This window comes from Pelatocladus sp. BLCC-F211, assembly GCF_041928655.1.
In the GTDB taxonomy this organism is placed as follows: Bacteria; Cyanobacteriota; Cyanobacteriia; order Cyanobacteriales; family Nostocaceae; genus Pelatocladus.
Genome location: NZ_JBHFLM010000131.1, coordinates 15,123 through 34,437 on the forward strand (window position 1 = coordinate 15,123; position 19,315 = coordinate 34,437).

Below are 19,315 nucleotides of genomic sequence, written 5' to 3' on the forward strand. Positions count from 1 at the left end.
CTAGATAACCAATACAAGTGTGTCCAAGACTTGAAAATTATCAATAGCTGTTATTTCCTGGTCAAAATCTCGGTGTGAAGCACTTAACAAAACACTCAAACCAGCCGATCTCGCTACCTGTTCAATTCCTTCTACTACCTCAGCATAAAAGGGATCTGCGATTGAAGTTACTACTACCCCAATGGTATTAGTGCGTGAAGAAAGTAAACTTTGAGCGATCGCATTAGGTACATAATTCATCTCCAGTGCTATTTTCTTAATTTCCTCTCGCACTTTAGGGCTAATTAGAGGACTATCTCGTAAAGCGCGTGAAACTGTGGAATGAGAAACGCCTGCTTTTCGAGCAATATCTTCAATTGAGATTTTTCGTTTACTCATTTTAAGCACATCTATTAAATATTTAACTAAAATATTAAAATTTGAAACTCTACTAAGTAACAAATACAAAGATTAAATTAGAATACCTAAACGTCGCAGTCTTGATGAACTTGCCTATTGAAAATCTTATCTTTTTTGCTTTTATGCTTGTGTTAATAATTAAAAAAACACAAGCATCCACCTATTAACATCATAAAGCTAAAAGTCAATTATTGTTATAGTATGTCGTTAAAATTTGTGAACGTAATTTAATTTTGAACTGTTGAATTTGTAAAATTAGATTCAAGCTCAAAATCACTTGAATTTTAACTATGTTTAAAAATAAAGACTTTCGATGATCAAGATGTAACATTTTGATTGGTTTAGTTAAAGTCATTTGAAGCAGGCTATTTCTTTTGAAAATGTACAAAATCAACTAATATAAAACAACCAAATAAAATCAAAAATACAAGAATCAAAATGCACTTACAAATTTAGATTCACAAAAAATCATGTGATGCCTTAGTGTAGTGCAGTACTCACCCTATTGATTGAAAACATAAAAATTGAATATCAAATTTAGAATCTCAAATCAGATCATGATTTGATGTTACAAACTTCCATCTTCCATGAAGTGGAGCCAATCCAAAATCTAAAATCGGATGACTTGTCTCAAATTTAAATGCATGATTTTGATATAGGTGAATGTGAAAAAAATTGCGATCGCAGCTAGCATATTAAGTATTATCAGTGGTGCCTTTGTCAGCTGCACAAATAATTCTCCCGATAGCAACACTGCTACTAACACTGATACCAACACCGCCACCTACACAAGTACACAGAGCAAAGATGGTGATGTCAAATTACAATCAGTTGGTGTCACCGTTGGCGATCTAAGTAACCCTTTCTTCGTCGTGATGGCCCAGGGAGCCGAGAAAGAAGCGAAGAAAATCGGGGGTGATGATGTCAGAGTGACTGTAGTTTCTAGTGGCTATGACCTCAACCAGCAATTTAATCAAATCGAAAATTTCGTTGCTGCTAATACCGATATCATTATCCTGAATGCTGCTGACAGTAAAGGAATTAGACCAGCTGTTGATAAAGCAAGGCAAGCAGGTAAAGTCGTGATTGCAGTAGACACGGCCGTTGAAGCAGACGTAGATGCTACAGTCACCACCAATAATTTGCAAGCCGGAGAAGTTAGTTGTCAATATATTGCCGATCGCCTCAAAGGCAAAGGCAATATGGTAATTGTGAACGGGCCTCCAGTAACTTCAGTCATCCAGCGAGTGAATGGCTGCTTGAAAGTGTTATCCAAATATCCCAATATCAAAATCCTCTCTAAAGACCAGAACGCAGAAGGAAGCCGAGATGGGGGACTCAGAGTCATGAGTGATCTACTGACAAGTTTTCCTAAGATTGATGCTGTGTTTGCGATCAACGATCCGAGTGGTGTAGGAGTAGACCTCGCCGCCAGCCAAGCAAAACGCACAGACTTTTTCATAGTTGGAGTTGACGGTGCGCCAGAAGCTATAGAAGCGATCGCTTCCAAAGATAGTCTATACGCTGCGACAGCTACTCAAAATCCTAGAGGTATGACTCAAAAAGCAGTTCAGGTTGGCAATGATATTTTACATGGGAAAAAACCTGAGTCACCCAACATTTTGATTCCAGTCAAGCTGATTACAAAAAACAACGTTAGTACATACACAGGTTGGTAGAGGATCGGGGATTGAGGGGACACGGAGGACAAGGAGGACACGGGGGACATGGAAGAATTTTCTCCCTTGTCTCCCCCTTTTCCCCGTTCCCCAATCCCCAATCCTCGATCCCTATTCCCCAATTTTTAGGATTCGCTAATGACAACAAATACTGAAACAGATTTTGCTCATGCATCAACTGTCATCCCTGTATTAGAAATGCAAGGGATTACGAAACGATTTCATGGTGTTCCGGCTCTGCAAAATGTCAATCTGACAATTTATCCCGGAGAAGTTCACGCCCTCATGGGTGAGAATGGAGCAGGCAAAAGCACATTAATGAAGATTCTAGCTGGGGCTTACATTGCCGATGAAGGCGAGATTCGGATCAATGGTCAGCCTGTAAAAATTACCGATCCGGGTACAGCACGTAAGGCGGGTATTAATCTCATCTATCAAGAACTGAATGTCGCACCCAACTTAACCGTAACCGAAAATATGTTTATGGGTAGCGAGTTACAGCGAGGTCAGTTTTTAGACCGCAAAGCAATGGAACTCGAAGCCAAGCAAGTGCTAGAAAGCTTGGGGGCTAGTTTTGCACCAAATGATATCGTTGGCACTTTGGCGATCGCTGAACAGCAACAAGTAGAAATTGCGCGGGCGCTGAAAGACAAAAGCCGCATTTTAGTAATGGATGAGCCAACAGCAGCACTTTCTGACCGCGAGACTGAGCGTTTGTTTGAAGTGATTCGTAAACTACGCAATGATGGCATTGCTATTATTTACATCAGTCATCGCATGGAAGAAATATATGCCCTGGCTGACCGGATTAGCGTGCTGCGCGATGGTCAATATATCGGTAGTCTCACCCGTGATCAAATTTCTCCGCACCGATTAGTACAGATGATGGTCGGTCGCTCAATGCAGGACTTTTACGAACATCAACGACAAACTAATCTTGGCCCAGTAGTGCTAGAAGTCAGAAATATGAGTGACGGACGCAAGGTTCAGCCAACTAGTTTTCAGCTTCATGCAGGAGAAATTCTCGGACTAGCGGGGCTGGTTGGTGCAGGACGCACAGAGGTATCTCGGCTGATTTTTGGTGCTGACCGCAAGGTAAGCGGTGAAGTATTCCTGAATGGTCAAAAACTAGAGATTAATTCGCCCAGTGATGCGATCGCTGCTGGTATTGGCTACGTCCCAGAAGACCGCAAAGACCAAGGTTTATTTCTGGAGATGAGTTCCCGTAAGAATATTGGTATTAATAGACTCAAGCAGGATGCCAAAGCTGGAATTGTTAACTGGGGTGCAGTTAATCAGATTGCCACAGAAGCAGTAGAAAACTTTAATATCCGGCTGGCTAACTTGGAAATTAGAGCAGTGGATCTTTCCGGTGGGAATCAGCAAAAACTGCTGCTAGCACGTTGGCTAGCCATTAAACCCAGAGTATTGATGCTGGATGAACCAACACGGGGCGTAGATATCGGTGCCAAAAGCGAAATTTACCGCATTATCAGCGAGTTAGCAGTCCAAGGAGTGGCAATTCTCATGGTTTCCAGCGAATTACCAGAAGTTGTCGGCATGAGCGATCGCGTTTTAGTCATGCGAGAAGGACAACTGGTGGGCGAACTGGACGACAGCCCTGGTAAAGAGATTACCCAAGAAAACATTATGCACTATGCAACTGGATCTGCGGAGGTACTAGCATCATGAGTCAAACTTTAAGACCTGTCAACAATAGACCAGGTGAGCATCCCAAATCACGCCAGCGTCAATCAATCAACAATCTAATTCAAGTTGCAGGTATTTTGCCGATTCTGGTACTGATCTGCATCTTATTTGCCTTCCTGAGTCCCAACTTTCTGACAATAGGTAACGCCGTCAACATCTTACGTCAGGCATCAATCAACATTGTGCTAGCAACCGGGATGACCTTTGTAATTCTCACCGGCGGTATTGACCTTTCAGTTGGGTCAATCTTGGCTGTTTCGGCTGTAGTTGCGGTGTTAGTATCGCTGCTTCCGGTTTTAGGTTGGTTTGCAGTACCAGCTGGTTTGCTGACAGGATTACTTTTGGGTTTAGTCAACGGCGCTTTGATCACCTTTTTAGACGTGCCGCCTTTTATTGTCACCTTGGGTTCACTGACAGCTTTGCGGGGTGTGGCCTTTTTGGTTGCCAATGGCACAACAGTCATTAACCGTAACATCAATTTTGCTTGGGTGGGTAATAGCTACGTGGGTCCCCTTCCCTGGCTAGTAATCATTGCTTTATTGACTGTAGCAGTGAGTTGGTTTGTCCTGCGTCAAACAGTTTTAGGTGTACAAATATACGCTGTCGGTGGTAACGAACGAGCAGCACGATTAACCGGTATTAAAGTCAATCGCGTGTTGCTATTTGTTTATGGTGTGAGTGGATTATTGGCAGGTTTGGCAGGAATTATGAGTGCCAGTCGTCTTTATAGTGCAACTGGCATGTTAGGTCAAGGCTACGAATTGGATGCGATCGCAGCTGTTATTCTTGGTGGAACCAGCTTTACAGGCGGTATTGGTACTATTGGCGGCACGCTTCTCGGTGCATTAATCATTGCTGTTCTCAACAATGGTTTGACCTTGTTGAACATGTCTTACTTCTGGCAACTAGTCGTCAAGGGTTTGGTAATTATTGTGGCAGTCATGATAGATCGCCTCCGCAGACGTTCTAGACGCTAAAAGATTCGCCCTTATCTCCCTTGTCCTCTCTTTGTGTCTTAGTGTCTTGGTGTTTAAAAATTATTTTTTCACCACAAAGACACAAAGACACCAAGAAATTTTCTTTTTCCAGATTTATGGTTCAGTTAAGGTTTTGAGTTAATAGAAAAAAGGTGTGGGGGTATAGGAGGATTTTGTAGATGTTGGTAAAAAATTTTGCTTTCTTATTATTAGTATGTCCATTAGTCTGGGCAACACTTTTAAAAGATCATTCTCTTGCAGCAGATACTAATAGCAGCTTACAGGGACAGGTTACTTCTGTTTCTCAGCTTTCTGATGTCAAACCAACCGATTGGGCTTTTCAATCACTACAAACTCTGGTCGAACGCTACGCCTGTATTGCAGGTTATCCCGATGCAACTTATCGCGGCAACCGTGCCTTGAGCCGTTATGAATTTGCGGCTGGTTTAAATGCCTGCATGAACCGGATTAGTGAGTTAATTGCAACAGGTACTAATGAGCTAGTTAATAGGGAAGACTTGGCTGTGTTGCAAAAATTACAGACAGAGTTTGTTACAGAACTGGCTACTATACGCGGGCGGGTAGATGTGCTAGAGGCGCGTACAGCCACACTAGAGGCGCAGCAGTTTTCCACGACTACCAAGCTGAATGCTCAAATAATTACTGCCGTGAGTGATTCTTTTGGTAATAGTGTGGGTGATGATCGCGATCGCTCTCAAACCTACTTTGCAGATCGAGGTCGTCTCAATTTGGAGAGCAGTTTTACAGGCAAAGATTTATTGCGAGTCCGTCTAGAATTCGGCAATTTTTTGGATTCTAATGGTAATAGTCAGATTGCGTCGGTGACAGGAACCGGAATGACACGGCTAAATTTTGATACCGATAGCAACAATGATCTCAGTATTCCCCACATCCGTTACTACTTTCCGGTCAGTGATTCCCTTGCTTTTATCGTTGGGCCTACAGGCATTGGCTATACCGACATCACAGACACCGTAACTCCTGCCACTATCGCTGATGACGGCAACGGGGTTCCCTCACTTTTTGGATCATACAGTCCTCTGTTCCGACGAGGCGGTGGTGGTGCGGCTGTGAATTGGAAGCTTAGTGACGACCTCATGCTGACTCTGGGCTATTTGGCAGATAACCCTAATTTCCCATCTTCAAACAACGGCTTATTTGATGGCGGCTACAACACCTTAGCTCACTTGGTATATTACGGTAAGCAAGGAGCAGTAGGTGTTGCTTACTCCCACGGCTATGGGCCTGGTGGTAGAGTCAATCTTACTGGTGGAGCAGGTAGTAACTTGGCTATTTCTCCTTTTGGAGATAACATTGCTACTTCTAGTAATATAGTAGGTACGCAAGGATATTACCGCTTTTCGCCACACTTTCAGATTCATGCTTGGGGCGGATATATTTGGGCAAATGCTGAAAGTTCTGGTGTCAGTGCTATTTCTAATGGCAGGGGTGGAACAGATTCACTTTCCGTCAACAATGGTGATCATGCCAATGCTTGGTTTGGGGCAATTGGTGCGTCTTTTCCTGATGTTGGGGGTAAAGGCAATCTACCGGGAATTCTTATTGGTGTGCCACCGCATGTATCCAGCAGTGATATCCGTAAAGAGAGCGAGAACGCTTACCACATTGAGGCATTTTATCGCTGGCAACTCAACGACAATATATCAGTTACTCCCGGTTTTTGGATGATTCTTAACCCGGAAAATAACAATAATAATGATACACAATATGTAGGTTTAATTCGCACAACCTTCGATTTTTAAATCTAGGTTGAGCCACTCCGCGCACTAAAGTGACGCGGATTCAGGCAAAGTTGCTGTTAACTTTTCGCTCTTATTTTCGATCTTTATAGCTTGCGATCGCACTCCTCGGTTTATCTCTGTTCAGAAGTCATGCGATCGCTAATTTGACCTCTAAAAATTAATCCCTTCCATAAAACTGCATAAGTTGCGTTTGGTTTCACCCATTTATAAATAAGCTAAGTAGAACAGCGTAAATAATTAAAGGTTTGTAGTGAGGACTTTAGTCCTCAAATAAGCACTTCTACATCCAAATAGCCGTCAGTGTCTCTCCAATTGCAACCATCCATGATTCCAAGATAAAGGCGTGTGGCTCCTAACGGCACAATCACTCTTTGTCGTATACCCATGTTATTTATTCCATCACCGATAAAGAATACTTGCTTAAGTTGAGGATAAAGTTTTAAATAATTCTGCTTAGCTTCTTCACCAAAAAATAAGGTGTTTGGTGCTGAATCTTTGTTTGGCTCCTCTCTGCCCAAGAATACACCTACAAGAGAATTTATAGGAGCTTGGATATCAGAAATACCGTTTTCTTCCTTTACTCGATGAGTTCTTAGGTCTTTAATGTCACCTTCTGGTCCAAAATAATCTTGTTCATTAAAGACTTTAGTTTTACCTTCTAGAACTTTAAACGTAAGATGACTACTAGGTTTAATAGGTATTTCTTTAACTTCAGTAGGAGAATTTTCCGGAGCTATGCTAGGAGAGTCTCCTGGTCTTGGGTTAGGACAGAAACTAGCCTTAGAATTTGGGGGCATACCAGCAAGCCAAGGATCGCTTCCAGCATTGACTTTGACTTGAGTTTTTGCCGATAACCATATATCAGGGAACCATAAATAACTGTAAATAGCACTTAAAGACAGAGCCGAAATAAGTAAAAAAGATGCTTGACCAACAAGTAATTTAATTTTAGGCTTGACAATCTTTTCAGTCTGAGTTGTCTTCTTTTCCGTATTATTATTTAAATTGTGTATCAAATTCTGATTACAATCGAGTCTGGCTGCAATTTGTCTTAAAATAGATGCATCTATTTCTGATTTACAAAAAATAGGGAATAGTTCTTCACAACAAAGTTTACAAAGAGATTCTTTGTTGCCTATTCTATCTAAATACTCAATTAGCTGTATAACAAAGTCCGAATCCGAAGAATCTCTGATAAAGCTAAGTCGAGAAGACTCGATTCCAATTCTTATACATAGTGCTTGTCGTGCTTTTGACTGTTCGCTACGAAGCAATAAATTTGCTAGTCTTTCTACATCTGTTAATTCTAAGTAATTTAAAGACATAAAGATTTAAACCTAAGCTTTTATATTATTTACAATTTAGTTTTGATTTAATATTTTCTATATCAGTCGAGTACTTACCTCTTTTAAAGACAATCTCTAGTTCCTTACAGATTTTACAAAGTGCTTGTATGTCATCTATACTATGCAAATAGCTAATTAGCTCTAAGGCAAAGTCATCATCGGTAAGTTGCCTTAAAAATCCAAGTTGATTTGGTTCAATTCCAATTTTTATACAAAGTGCTTTTCGAGCAGAGTATTCTGCACGTCCACTACGTGTTAAGAGTTTTGCAAGTATTTCTCTATTAGACTCGTTTAGTCCCACATCTGGAGAAGATACTGGTTTATTGGGGACTGAAAGCTGGTCTTTAAATCCATTAGAAAGCTTCTTCTTTAACGTTGGGGTTAGTTGCTCTGGAATACCTGCTAACCGAATTGCAGCACAACCAAATTTATAGGCAAATTCAACAGGCTTTCCTGCTCCTAGAGCATCGTAAAAGCCCACGGCAAATTCAATGGCTGCTCTATCTCCGATTGCTTTGCTCATACCAATCACATAGTTAATGTGTTGAGCGATCGCATCTGCCTGCACCTGAGAGTAACAACCGTTAAGGACAATACACTCAATCTGATCAGCAAACAAATCAAACAGTTCCGCTAGAGCTTCTCCATTGACTAACTTTGCCGAACCTGTTTCATCTTCAAATACCAGACCCTCATCTCCCGTTCCATGCCCAGAAAAATGAATAATTTGTGGATTGATATCCAGCATTGCTCGCTGGATATCCCTCGGTTGGACTGCCCACTTCTGTTCTAAGGCAAACTGCTCGCGCTGTTTAGCTCGCTGCAATCCAGCATCAATTTCACGCACTTCCTCATCCAAACGCAACGGTGTTGTGCCTTTAGGATTTGCTGCCAAGATTAAGATTGTTTGTACCACTGACTAAACTCCAGTTACATAGTTGAGCAGATTCTCATTCAAATAGTTTTTCCAGTAATAAGAACATCCAATTTGGTACTAACCTCTTACCTCTTTATCTCACCAGCTTGGGGAACCTCATTGCTTTCGAGCCATTGCTCGATTAGCTCAATTACTACTTGGCTCATCTTCTTACCCCGCATGACACAGGTGGCATGGAACCGCTTCTTCAAGTCATCCGTAACGCTAATGTGCATTTCTTTATTTGCTTAGGTATTCGTGTGCTTGATTCCAACATGGATAAACCTACAAAAGTAAAAATGGCGATTTCGGAAAAATGCTCTTGAAGAAGCAAATTCTTTTGGTCTAATAGACATCTCCAAAAAACAATATAAAAGCCTTATATAGTCAGAGTTGATATCTCATTTCTGGAGAGGTCTTTGGTTTGTACATTATGCTCATTTGGGGCGATCGCTTACAAAAATCAAACAATGCACTTCTGAAAACAGGCGATTATTCTTCTTTGCAGCAACTTCCACCTTCACGTTTGCGTGTTTCGCGCAGCCTGTAGCAACTTCCCCTCATGGGCTTTCTGCTTCAAATACTGTAATACCAATTCTTTGTGAAGCTGCATAGAATTTTAAATGCATAAGTTGCGTGTGGTTTCACCCATTTAATTAAGTAAGCAAACCATCAAAATAGATTGAACTTGACTTACTGAACACTTTGTGTAGACAACAAAGGAGCCAGGGTGCTATGTCTGAGTTCTCGCGCAATATGGCTTTTGTCATCGGGATTAACAAATATGGTAATGGCATTTCATCCTTGCAAAATGCGGTCAATGATGCCAAAAAACTGATAGAAATTCTGCGGACAAAGCATGGTTATCAAGTATGGGTATGCTTAGATGAGGTAGCCACCCTTAACAATCTCAAAAATTTCCTCGAAAAAACTTTACCACAACAAGTTCAACCAGATGACCGCTTGTTATTTTATTTTGCTGGTCATGGAATTGCCCTTAATGGTGATGATGGGCCAGAAGGTTATTTAATTCCCCAAGATGCCAAACTCGGAGATCCCAAAACCTATCTACTAATGACTTATTTGCAGGAGTGCTTGAGTAATTTACCCTGTCGTCATTTCTTGGGAATTCTCGATTGCTGCTTTGCTGGTGCATTTCGTTGGTCGAGTACAAGGGATTTATTAGCTGCGCCAGAAGTCATTCACAAAGAACGTTATGATCGTTTTATTACTGACCCAGCTTGGCAGATAATAACTAGTGCTGCTTATGACCAAAAAGCCTTAGATGCTTTTAATTTGAATACAGAACGTGGTCAAATTGGCAACCATTCGCCCTTTGCTGTGGCTTTATTAGAAGCGTTAGAAGGTGGAGCAGATATATATCCTCCAGCAAAACAGGGTATATCTGCGGGAGACGGGGTAATAACTGCTACTGAATTATACTTGTATTTGCGCGATCGCATTGAACCACCAACCCAAGAAAATCGCCGACGCCAAACCCCCGGTATTTGGCCTTTGAAAAAACATGACAAAGGCGAGTATATTTTTCTTGCACCAGGACATCCACTCAATTTACCACCCGCACCGCCTTTGGATGAATCTCAAAATCCCTATCGCGGTTTAGAATCTTTTAACGAAGAACACAGTAATTTGTTTTTTGGCAGACAAGTATTAACCGAACAGTTATTTACACACATTTGTCAGCAACCGTTGACCATAGTTTTAGGGGCTTCTGGTACGGGAAAATCCAGCTTGGTGAAGGCGGGATTAATTGCTTACATAAAAAAGTTAGACACTACTCACCAACAGTGGCGTATTCTAGCGCCAATGCGTCCGGGTGAGTCTCCATTAAAAGCTTTAAATAATACATTAACATCAGAAAATTCTTTGATCTCTTCGATTACCAGCCTGCCTACCTTTGATAAAGTAGAAACTCTTTCCGCCAAATTGGCAACTTGGATGGAGTTAAATCCTCAGTCAAAATTGTTACTGGTAATTGATCAATTTGAAGAACTGATTACCATGTGCAAAGAGGAACAAGAGCGAGAATTATTTCTCAAATTTCTGGCAAAAGCAGTAAAAAATTATTCCCAGCAATTGCGATTAATACTGACGCTACGCTTGGATTTTGAATCTCAATTTAGAGATACCGCATTCAAGCAACATTGGACAGCGGCTCGATTTATTGTGCCACCAATGACACGGACAGAATTGCGTCAAGCAATAGAAGAACCAGCATCTGCCAAAGTGATGTACTTTCAATCGGACGATCCTAATTATCCTTTGATCGATCGCCTGATTGATGAAGTAGCAAATATGCCCGGTGCGCTGCCTCTGTTATCTTTTACACTGAGTGAGCTTTATCTTAAATATCTCAAACGGCAGAGAATTGCTCAACAACGAGGTGAAACTATTGACCGAGCCATCACTGAAACAGATTATCAAGAACTGGGTGGAGTGAGAGAAAGTCTCACCCAAAGAGCCGACAGTGAATATGAGGAGTTAGTCAAACAGGATAAAGCTTATGAGCAGACTATCCGTTATGTGATGTTGCGAATGGTAGCGGTGGGTGGTGAATTGGCGCGCAGACGAGTACCATTATCGGAATTGGAGTATCCAGAACCAGAAAACGCCAGGGTGATGGAGGTAATTAGGCGATTTTCGGTAGCGCGCCTACTTGTACAAGGACAAGATGTAGAAGGACAACCCTATGTTGAACCTGCTCATGATGCTTTAGTGCAGGAATGGCAAAAACTGGGGATGTGGAAACAAGATGCAGAAGAAAATATAATTTTGCTGCGACGGCTGACTCCAGCAGCACAAGAGTGGAAAAATATTAAAAGCAACGAACAACCATCAAAGGCGATCGCCAAGATTGAACCTGTTTTAAATTGGCTTGATCGCAGCTTTTACTTGATCGAAAACTTGTTTAACAAAATAAATCATCAATTTGTGCGATCGCAGCGACAAACACCAGATAATCAAGAGCGATCGCGTGATCAACCACAACAGTTTCTTTGGAATGCGAATCCCTATCTGGAAGTACTGCATGAAAAACTCAACTCACCCGATAACTGGTTTAATCAATTAGAAGCTGAATTTGTACAGCAAAGCTTTAGACAAAAACAAAGAAACATTCATCTGCGTTGGAGCGTTGCGATTGGGGTAATTTTGGGTTTAAGCGGTTTGACTACCACAACTTTGATTAATCAAAGAAATGCACAGATAGGTCAAACTAGTACTTCCAGAGAAAATGCAGAAATAAAGTTGCAGAAGCAAGTATTAGATGGGATGATTGAGAGTCTACGGGCAGGAAATTCTCTCAAACAACCACTTTTGTGGTTATTTCCACCAAAATCTGAGCTACGCGAGCAAGTCAGAGGAACACTGCAAAGGGCAGTTTACACAGTTAAAGAAAGCAATCGCCTCGAAGGACATCAAGGCACGGTCAGAAGCCGTTTTAGTCCAGATGGTAAGTTAATAGCTAGTGCTGGAGAAGACAATACTGTTTACCTGTGGGATTTACACGGGCAAAACAAAGGCTTTTGGAAGACAAATCAACGCACTGTCAAAAACCTTGATTTTAGTCCGGATGGTCAACTTTTAGCTACCGTAGCAGAGGACGGTACTGTCAGCTTGTGGAATTTGCAGGGTGAAAACAAAGGCTCGTGGAATACAAATCAAGGCATTGTTCACAACCTTAGTTTTAGCGCAAATAGTGAGCTTCTCGCTACCGCCGGACAGGACGGTACTGTGCGTTTATGGGACTTGCAGGGAAACCCAATTGGTCAACCTTTTCGAGGTCATAAAGATGATGTCTGGAGTGTGGTATTCAGCCCAGATGGCAAATTATTGGTTAGCACCGGAGATGACGGTACTGTGCGTTTATGGAATTTACAAGGTAAGCAGTTAAGGCAATTTGCAGGACATCAACGTGAGTTCAACAGTATCGTGTTTAGCCCCGATGGCCAGCTACTGGCGACTGGCGGAGAAGACAACACTGTGCGTTTATGGAATTTGCAAGGTCAGCAGTTGAGTCAATTGGAAGGGCATCAAGGTAGAATCTGGGGTGTGGAATTTAGCTCGGATGGTCAGCGAGTGGCTAGCGCCGCAGGTGATGGTACTGTGCGTTTATGGAATTTGCAAGGTCAGCAGTTGGAGAAACTGGAAGGACATCAAGGCCCGGTTAGAAGCGTCAGTTTGAGCAAGGATGGTCAGCTAACAAGTGCAGGAGATGACGGTACAGTCCGCATCTGGAATTTGCAGGATTATCCAGAATTGCAAGGACATCAAGGCCCGGTCAGGAGTGTCAGTTTTAGCCGAGATGGTAAACTACTGGCAAGTGGAGGAGATGACGGTACTGTTCGCTTGTGGAATTTGCAGGGTCAGCAGTTGCAAAAATCCATAGAGCATCAAGGCCCAGTCAGAAGTGTCAGTTTTAGTCCGGATGCTCAGATGTTGGCTAGTGCTGAAGACCGCACTGTCTATTTGTGGAGTATAGAGGGTCAGCAGTTGCAAAAATTCACAGGGCATCAAGGTTTGGTCAGAAGTGTTAGTTTTAGTCCGGATGGTAAGCTATTAGTTAGTAGCGCAGATGATGGAACGGTTCGCTTGTGGAACTTGCAGGGTCAATCATTGGGACAGTGGAAAGCAGATCAAAACCGTGTCTGGCAAGTAGCATTTAGTCCCGATGGTCAGATGTTGGCCAGTGCCGGAGATAATGGTATTGTTCGCCTGTGGAATTTGCAGGGTCAAAAGTTGCGTGATTTTCCTGGTCATTTAGGCCCTGTCTTTAGCGTAGCGTTCAGCCTAAATAGTAAGCAACTAGCTAGCAGTGGTCAGGATGGTACGATCCGTTTATGGGATTTGCAGGACAAGGGCAACGACAATGAAAAAATATTTCAGGTATATGGGGCGGAAGTAAATTCAGTAGCGTTCAGTCGTGATGGCAAGATGCTTGTGAGTGGTGACAGTAAAGGTAATGTAGAATTGTGGGATTTGCAGATTCAACAGCAGTTTGCTATGTGGACAGGGCATCATGGGTTGATCATTCGGAGTCTTGATTTTAGTCCTGATGGCAAGTTTTTAGCTACCGCAGGAGACGATCATACTGTTGATTTGTGGCAGATTTCCTCTTTTGATCAGTTGATGAAGCAGGCTTGCGATCGCCTAGATGATTATCTGAAAAATCATCCTAGCGATCGCCATCTTTGTAATAATTAGCGTATGAAAGCTAATGGTTTGACGATCAAAGAACTCACTGAGGCGGTGGGGGGTGGGATCACGCCCCGGATGGTACGACATTACCATCAGTTAGGATTATTACCCCAACCCATGCGATCGCGCAGCAATTATCGTCTTTACACAAATACAGATGTCATTCGATTACAGCGAATTATGGCATTAAAACAACAAGGTTTTCAACTGAATCATATTCGCCAAATTCTGGAAGTCGAACCACCAAGCAATACAGATGTAAATTTGATGCTGCAACTACAACAGCAATATCGAACTGTGATGCAGCAAATTTCCCAACTGCGACAAACTGCATCTGCATTAGAGGGTTTGTTGGGACGCGATCGCGATTGTCAAATTATCCAAGCTGAAGTTCTAGCCCAACTCAAGTTAATCGAAGTAGAAACAAAAGTCGGATTAGGGGAGTTAGAAAAACTCTGGAGCGGTTTAGATGCTCAAATTCATGCTCACCCAGAAGATTTTCACGAATCTTTACAACACTTATTACCAGATTTATCAGCATGTTCTGAGATCGAACAACACTTGATTTCTCAATTAGTCTTAGCTTGCGGAGATGTGAGTTTAGTCTCGTTTCTCAAATTGAGTCAGGGAGCGATCGCCAAAAGTCGGGAAGCTCTGAAGTTTGGATGTGAAGTGATTGCAGATATTCCTACGGTTGCAGCAGCTGTTGATCAAACGCGACTAGCTCATTTGGGATGTCGTCTGGAAACTTTGATTGACAATCCTCACGTAACTACGGCTGCTGAAGCAGAGCAAGCTTTTTGGCAACATCAACAATGGCGAGATAAATTAAAACAAGTAACAAAAGATTGCATTTTAGTGGTAGGTTATGCACCTTCAGTCTTATTATCAATCTGCCAAGCGATCGCACAACAGCAAATTCAACCAGCATTAGTCATTGGTATGCCGATTGGCTTTAGCCATGCACCCGCCGCTAAACGACAACTGATGCAAACAAATGCTGCTTGGATTGTGGTGGAAGGAACTGTCGGAGGTGGTTTGTTAGCAGCTACTGCACTCAATGCTTTGGTTGAGTCAGTGATTGAGAAGCCTGATTGTCATTGTTATCTGAGTCATTGAGGGTTTAGGGGTGTAGAGTGTAGGGGTATAGGGGTGTAGGAGGATTTTGGCATAAAGTTGACAAAGTATACTTTTTAGCCAAGAATCTGTTTTAACATGCCAGTTATAAATTATTGCAGTAAAAATTTATTTTTATAGGAGAATATCTCAACTAAAATACTATCCAAAAATTATGTTAAACAACATGTGATTAAAACCGACTTTTTTGTCGTTTACTCTACCTAATTTCCTCTAACTTGTTGACCAGAGGGCATATGTGGCAAAAAGAAAAAAAAGATAACTCAATAGTCAGTTTGGCGTTGTTGCTAATGCTAACAACAACGCCCATGGCAGTTTCTATTGTGGTGTCAGACTTTGCACTGGCGCAATCTACCAATGTTCCGTCTTTTCCGCTACTCAAAGAAGTACCAAGTGGTACTACTGTGCGGATTGATGGTTCAAATAGCATGAACATGATTAATCAAACCATGAAAACACGGTTTGAAAATCAGTTTCCTGGTGTGAAGGTGGAAGTTGCTGCTAATGGTGTAGATGCGGCGCTGCAATCTTTGCAAGCAGGAACAATAGATATCGCAGCGATTAGTCGTGGTTTAACGCCAGAAGAAAAAAGCCAAGGTTTAGAACAGTTCCGCCTACGTCGAGAAAAGATTGCGATCATAGTTGGTGAAGATAATCCTTTCAAAGGAAATCTGACTAACCAGGAATTTGCGAAAATTTTTCGCGGAGAAATTACAGATTGGTCAGAAGTCGGAGGAGCTAAGGGTAAAATCCGGGTTATTGACCGTCCAGCTAATAGTGATGTCCGTGAATCTTTTCGCAGTTACCCAGCCTTCGAGAAAGCCAAATTTACAACTGGTACAACTGCAACTCAGCTAAACGAGGATAGTACAGTCGAAGTTGTCAAACAGTTGGGTAAAGACGGTATTGGCTATGTTTTGGCTAATCAGGTATCGAAACTTGAAGGTGTGCGATCGCTCAAGGTAGATCGAACTTTACCGAGCAATTCTAAATATCCTTTTTCACAGCCTTTAGTATACGTCTACAAGAAAAATCCCAGTCTCAATGTCGCTTCTTTTCTTGGTTTCGTGACCAATGCACCAGGAGAAGATGCAGTAGAAGCAGCCAGAAAAATCGAAGCAGACGCGATCGCAGCTATAGTATCTGCTGATTCCCAAACAGCAACTACAACCACTAGCGCCACGACTCCACCTAGCACAGATACTACATCTGCTGCTAGCGTCTCACCAACAACAGTTGAAAACAATATCACCACAGCTCAAGCAGATACTACAAATAGTTCTACGTTAACTTCTCCTGTCCAGAGCAATCAAACAAACCCAGAACAACAACTTTTGTTGTGGTCATTTTTGGCACTCATACTTGGAGCTAGTACCGGGTTTATACTGTGGTTTTTACGAAGAAGACGCCCAGCCGTTGCAGATGCCAAAGTACAGACAGCAGACGTGACAATCGACTCTAGTCCCCCTGCTTCTTCTTCAGATGCCACCACGATGTTATCACAGACGACAAATGTCAACCCTGTGACTCAAACAACACCTAGTGATGTGACACAAGAAGCAAGTAGCATCCCATCTGAGCAAAATACAGCCAAGCATTTAACTCCTACTGTTGCTGCTAGCATTGCTGGTGCTACTGCAATTGGAGCAGGAAGCACATTAGTATCGAAATGGTCTGAGAAAAATGCAGAAATCACTGCCAAAGATCAGGATGTTGCTAGTGATCAAGATGCGCCAACAGCAGTTAGAGACATCAATCATTCATCTTCTTCTGTACAAGTACCTGCGGCTGATAATTCGGGATTAGACTTAGAAGCGCCTGTGACGGTTGTCAATTCTTCCTATCCCCAAGTGTCGCCAAATACTCAGATTTCATCTGATCCACAACCAACATTAGTACAGGATAATACTCAGATACTATCTGCTCAACACTCAGATGTCACAGAGCAAATGCTATCCAATGGTGATGTCATTGAAGTAAAAGCACCGACACAAGCACCATCGGTAAATATTTATTCTCCCTTACCAGATGTTTGGGAAGATGCAACCATCATACAAACACCATTACCATCACTATCTGAGATCACAGATGTTACATCTACACATGAAACACAAACTGTTCCTCAGCAGCCGGAATTAGAGTTGCCAGATGTCACAGATGTTACATCCACGCACGAAACACCAACTGTTCCTCAACAGCCTGACACAAATCAACAACCTTTAGATTTGCAAACGCCATCAATAGTTATTAATACTGAACTTCCTCATTTACCTGATGTTTGGGAAAATACATCTATTCCAAAAGATAGTACTGTTGACTCAGAGGTAGAAACTACTCCACAACAACCAGAAGTATCCGAGGATTTATTAGATAAAGTAGCAGATACAGCCGAAGCAAGCGTTAATGTCACAGAAGAAATAACCCAAACTACCCCAACACCAGATCCCTCTGCAATTAACTCTCATCCCACAGAACAAGTTCCATCGACAGTTGCAGGAATTGGTTCTTGGGCTACTATTTATGGCATTAGCAACAATCAAAACCAAAATCCTGACTCACCACAAACTCATACTGTGGACAACGCTACCCCAGTAACCACAGCACCGACCACACCCGAAAATGTAGAGTCAGAAAATATTATTGTCCTCACATCACGTACTCCGAAATGGGCTTACGTTTCTTGGCAAGTATCTGATGAAGCCAAACAAGCACTGCGATCGCAAGGTGGTTCTCAATTTACACTACGGCTATATGACGCCACTGACATTGACCTGAGTTATCAAAATCCTGTGCTGGTGCAGCAATACGAATGTGAAGAGACTACAGAAGATCGCTATGTAGCTATCCCTACAGGCGATCGCAATTACATGGCTGAAATTGGTTATACCACAGCAAATAATAACTGGTTATCACTTGCACGTTCCGCACCTGCTCGTGTTTTTAGTCGCCCAGAAAAAGATTTCTGGTTTATTGCTGATGCAGAGTTAATTATTCACGGAGCTACTGAACCGGGTTCAAGTGTTGCTGTTGCTGGTCATGCTATCAAACTGAAACCAGATGGTACTTTCCACCTGCGTATTCCCTTTACAGACAGCTTAATTGACTATGTTATGACTGCAACAAATGCTAATGGTCAGCAAGCTAAAACCATTCGTATGCACTTTTCCCAGGAGAATCCCGAAGAATAGGGAACAAGGGAGACAAGGAGGACAAGGGGGACAAGGGAGAAAATTCTTCCGTGTTCCCCGTGTCCTCTAAAATTTTTGTGTCAATTCTAGATAAATATGTTCCAATCTAATTGGTTGGCGTGAGATAGAGTCAATATTAATACCATCAAAATGCGCGATAATATCCTTTAACTCTAAATGCTCCGGCAACCAAAATGCTAAATCGCTACCATAACGCCGGGGTGTAAAACCACATGTAATAGCTCGTGCGATCATTTTTTCTTCTTCTGGAGTTTGTACTACTAGAATTTCTGTAGCTGGAATACAGGTACGTAATTGTTCTAGACTACCTTCAGCTAAAATCTGTCCATTTTTTAAAATACCAATTTTATTACACAGACGCTCTGCTTCATCTAATAAATGAGTAGTTAATAAAATAGTAATTCCTTGATTTTTTAATTGTCTAATTAATTCCCAAATCTCATATCGGGCTTCAATATCTAAACCTGTAGTTGGTTCATCTAAAATCACTAACTTTGGCTGATGTACCAGAGCCACAGCGATATTTAAGCGTCGCTGCATTCCGCCACTGAGGGTTTCTACCGGACTTTTAGCTCTATCTAATAAATTTACAGCTTTTAAAGTGGCTTTAATTTGTTTTTGCCTTTGCGTTCTGTCTAAACCATAAATTTTTGCAAAAAATTTGATGTTTTCTTCACAAGAAAGACCCCTGTATAATAAATTCTCTTGGGGAGCAATACCAATGAGTTTTTTAGTTGCTTCTGAAACGAACTGATGATTAACTTTGACTACACCGCTATCCGCTTTTAATAAATTACAGATAATATTAATTGTAGTAGTTTTTCCTGCTCCATTTGCACCTAGTAAACCATAAATTTCTCCAGGAGCAACATACAATGTTAAATCTTGAAGAACTTGCCTGTTTTTAAAAGACTTATTGAGCTTTTCTATATGAAGCATAT

The 19,315-nt window shown here is 41.8% G+C and carries 12 protein-coding genes; 7 read left to right on the plus strand and 5 right to left on the minus strand.

The genetic code is table 11. From position 1 onward, the window contains the following. On the minus strand, positions 1-378 hold the full coding sequence (locus tag ACE1AT_RS16295; RefSeq protein WP_374870103.1) for a LacI family DNA-binding transcriptional regulator: 378 nt from the start codon (positions 376-378) through the stop codon (positions 1-3). A 680-nt stretch (positions 379-1,058) separates the two neighbouring features. On the opposite strand from ACE1AT_RS16295, the gene ACE1AT_RS16300 reads away from it, so the two are divergent. From ACE1AT_RS16300 to ACE1AT_RS16315, 4 genes are all read left to right on the plus strand, one after another. Further along, positions 1,059-2,078, plus strand: a complete 1,020-nt coding sequence (locus tag ACE1AT_RS16300; protein WP_374870105.1) for an ABC transporter substrate-binding protein — start codon at positions 1,059-1,061, stop codon at positions 2,076-2,078. A gap of 138 nt (positions 2,079-2,216) precedes the next feature. Further along, positions 2,217-3,770 (plus strand): sugar ABC transporter ATP-binding protein, encoded by a 1,554-nt coding sequence (locus ACE1AT_RS16305; protein WP_374870107.1) that lies wholly within the window; start codon positions 2,217-2,219, stop codon positions 3,768-3,770. After that, entirely contained in the window at positions 3,767-4,765 is a 999-nt protein-coding gene (locus ACE1AT_RS16310; RefSeq protein WP_374870109.1) for a ribose ABC transporter permease, read from the plus strand. Before ACE1AT_RS16305 ends, ACE1AT_RS16310 begins: the two co-directional genes overlap by 4 nt. A 179-nt stretch (positions 4,766-4,944) precedes the next feature. Next, complete coding sequence (locus ACE1AT_RS16315) at positions 4,945-6,549, plus strand: iron uptake porin (protein WP_374870111.1); 1,605 nt, start codon at positions 4,945-4,947, stop codon at positions 6,547-6,549. A 266-nt stretch (positions 6,550-6,815) separates the two neighbouring features. Here the strand turns inward: ACE1AT_RS16315 and ACE1AT_RS16320 are convergent, their stop codons facing one another. The 3 genes from ACE1AT_RS16320 to ACE1AT_RS16330 form a co-directional block, all read right to left on the minus strand. Continuing rightward, a complete protein-coding gene (locus ACE1AT_RS16320) occupies positions 6,816-7,874 on the minus strand; it encodes a hypothetical protein (RefSeq protein ID WP_374870113.1) in 1,059 nt (352 codons plus the stop codon). A 25-nt stretch (positions 7,875-7,899) separates the two neighbouring features. After that, entirely contained in the window at positions 7,900-8,811 is a 912-nt protein-coding gene (locus tag ACE1AT_RS16325) for a CHAT domain-containing protein (RefSeq protein ID WP_374870115.1), read from the minus strand. Between the two features lie 86 nt (positions 8,812-8,897). Continuing rightward, complete coding sequence (locus ACE1AT_RS16330) at positions 8,898-9,047, minus strand: plasmid partition protein ParG (RefSeq protein ID WP_374870117.1); 150 nt, start codon at positions 9,045-9,047, stop codon at positions 8,898-8,900. 499 nt (positions 9,048-9,546) lie between these two features. Here ACE1AT_RS16330 and ACE1AT_RS16335 point away from each other — a divergent pair, with 499 nt between their 5' ends. From ACE1AT_RS16335 to ACE1AT_RS16345, 3 genes are all read left to right on the plus strand, one after another. Then, positions 9,547-14,034, plus strand: coding sequence for a caspase family protein (locus ACE1AT_RS16335; RefSeq protein WP_374870119.1), 4,488 nt, complete (start codon positions 9,547-9,549; stop codon positions 14,032-14,034). Positions 14,035-14,037: 3 nt separating this feature from the next. Continuing rightward, positions 14,038-15,147: a precorrin-8X methylmutase gene (locus tag ACE1AT_RS16340; RefSeq protein WP_374870121.1), complete on the plus strand. Its 1,110-nt coding sequence runs from the start codon at positions 14,038-14,040 to the stop codon at positions 15,145-15,147. Between the two features lie 254 nt (positions 15,148-15,401). After that, the gene (locus tag ACE1AT_RS16345; RefSeq protein ID WP_374870123.1) at positions 15,402-18,353 is read left to right on the plus strand and encodes a substrate-binding domain-containing protein; all 2,952 of its coding nucleotides are present in this window, start codon (positions 15,402-15,404) and stop codon (positions 18,351-18,353) included. A 66-nt stretch (positions 18,354-18,419) separates the two neighbouring features. On the opposite strand, the gene ACE1AT_RS16350 is transcribed toward ACE1AT_RS16345, so the two are convergent. Then, positions 18,420-19,313: an ABC transporter ATP-binding protein gene (locus tag ACE1AT_RS16350; RefSeq protein ID WP_374870125.1), complete on the minus strand. Its 894-nt coding sequence runs from the start codon at positions 19,311-19,313 to the stop codon at positions 18,420-18,422. Positions 19,314-19,315: the final 2 nt, after the last annotated feature.

Bases quoted from the DNA above. Each gene is read 5' to 3' on its own strand.
- ACE1AT_RS16295 (WP_374870103.1), bottom strand. From the start codon at position 378: ATGAGTAAACGAAAAATCTCAATTGAAGATATTGCTCGAAAAGCAGGC.
- ACE1AT_RS16305 (WP_374870107.1), top strand. From the start codon at position 2,217: ATGACAACAAATACTGAAACAGATTTTGCTCATGCATCAACTGTCATC.
- ACE1AT_RS16310 (WP_374870109.1), top strand. From the start codon at position 3,767: ATGAGTCAAACTTTAAGACCTGTCAACAATAGACCAGGTGAGCATCCC.
- ACE1AT_RS16315 (WP_374870111.1), top strand. From the start codon at position 4,945: ATGTTGGTAAAAAATTTTGCTTTCTTATTATTAGTATGTCCATTAGTC.
- ACE1AT_RS16320 (WP_374870113.1), bottom strand. From the start codon at position 7,874: ATGTCTTTAAATTACTTAGAATTAACAGATGTAGAAAGACTAGCAAAT.
- ACE1AT_RS16330 (WP_374870117.1), bottom strand. From the start codon at position 9,047: ATGCACATTAGCGTTACGGATGACTTGAAGAAGCGGTTCCATGCCACC.
- ACE1AT_RS16335 (WP_374870119.1), top strand. From the start codon at position 9,547: ATGTCTGAGTTCTCGCGCAATATGGCTTTTGTCATCGGGATTAACAAA.
- ACE1AT_RS16340 (WP_374870121.1), top strand. From the start codon at position 14,038: ATGAAAGCTAATGGTTTGACGATCAAAGAACTCACTGAGGCGGTGGGG.
- ACE1AT_RS16345 (WP_374870123.1), top strand. From the start codon at position 15,402: ATGTGGCAAAAAGAAAAAAAAGATAACTCAATAGTCAGTTTGGCGTTG.
- ACE1AT_RS16350 (WP_374870125.1), bottom strand. From the start codon at position 19,313: ATGCTTCATATAGAAAAGCTCAATAAGTCTTTTAAAAACAGGCAAGTT.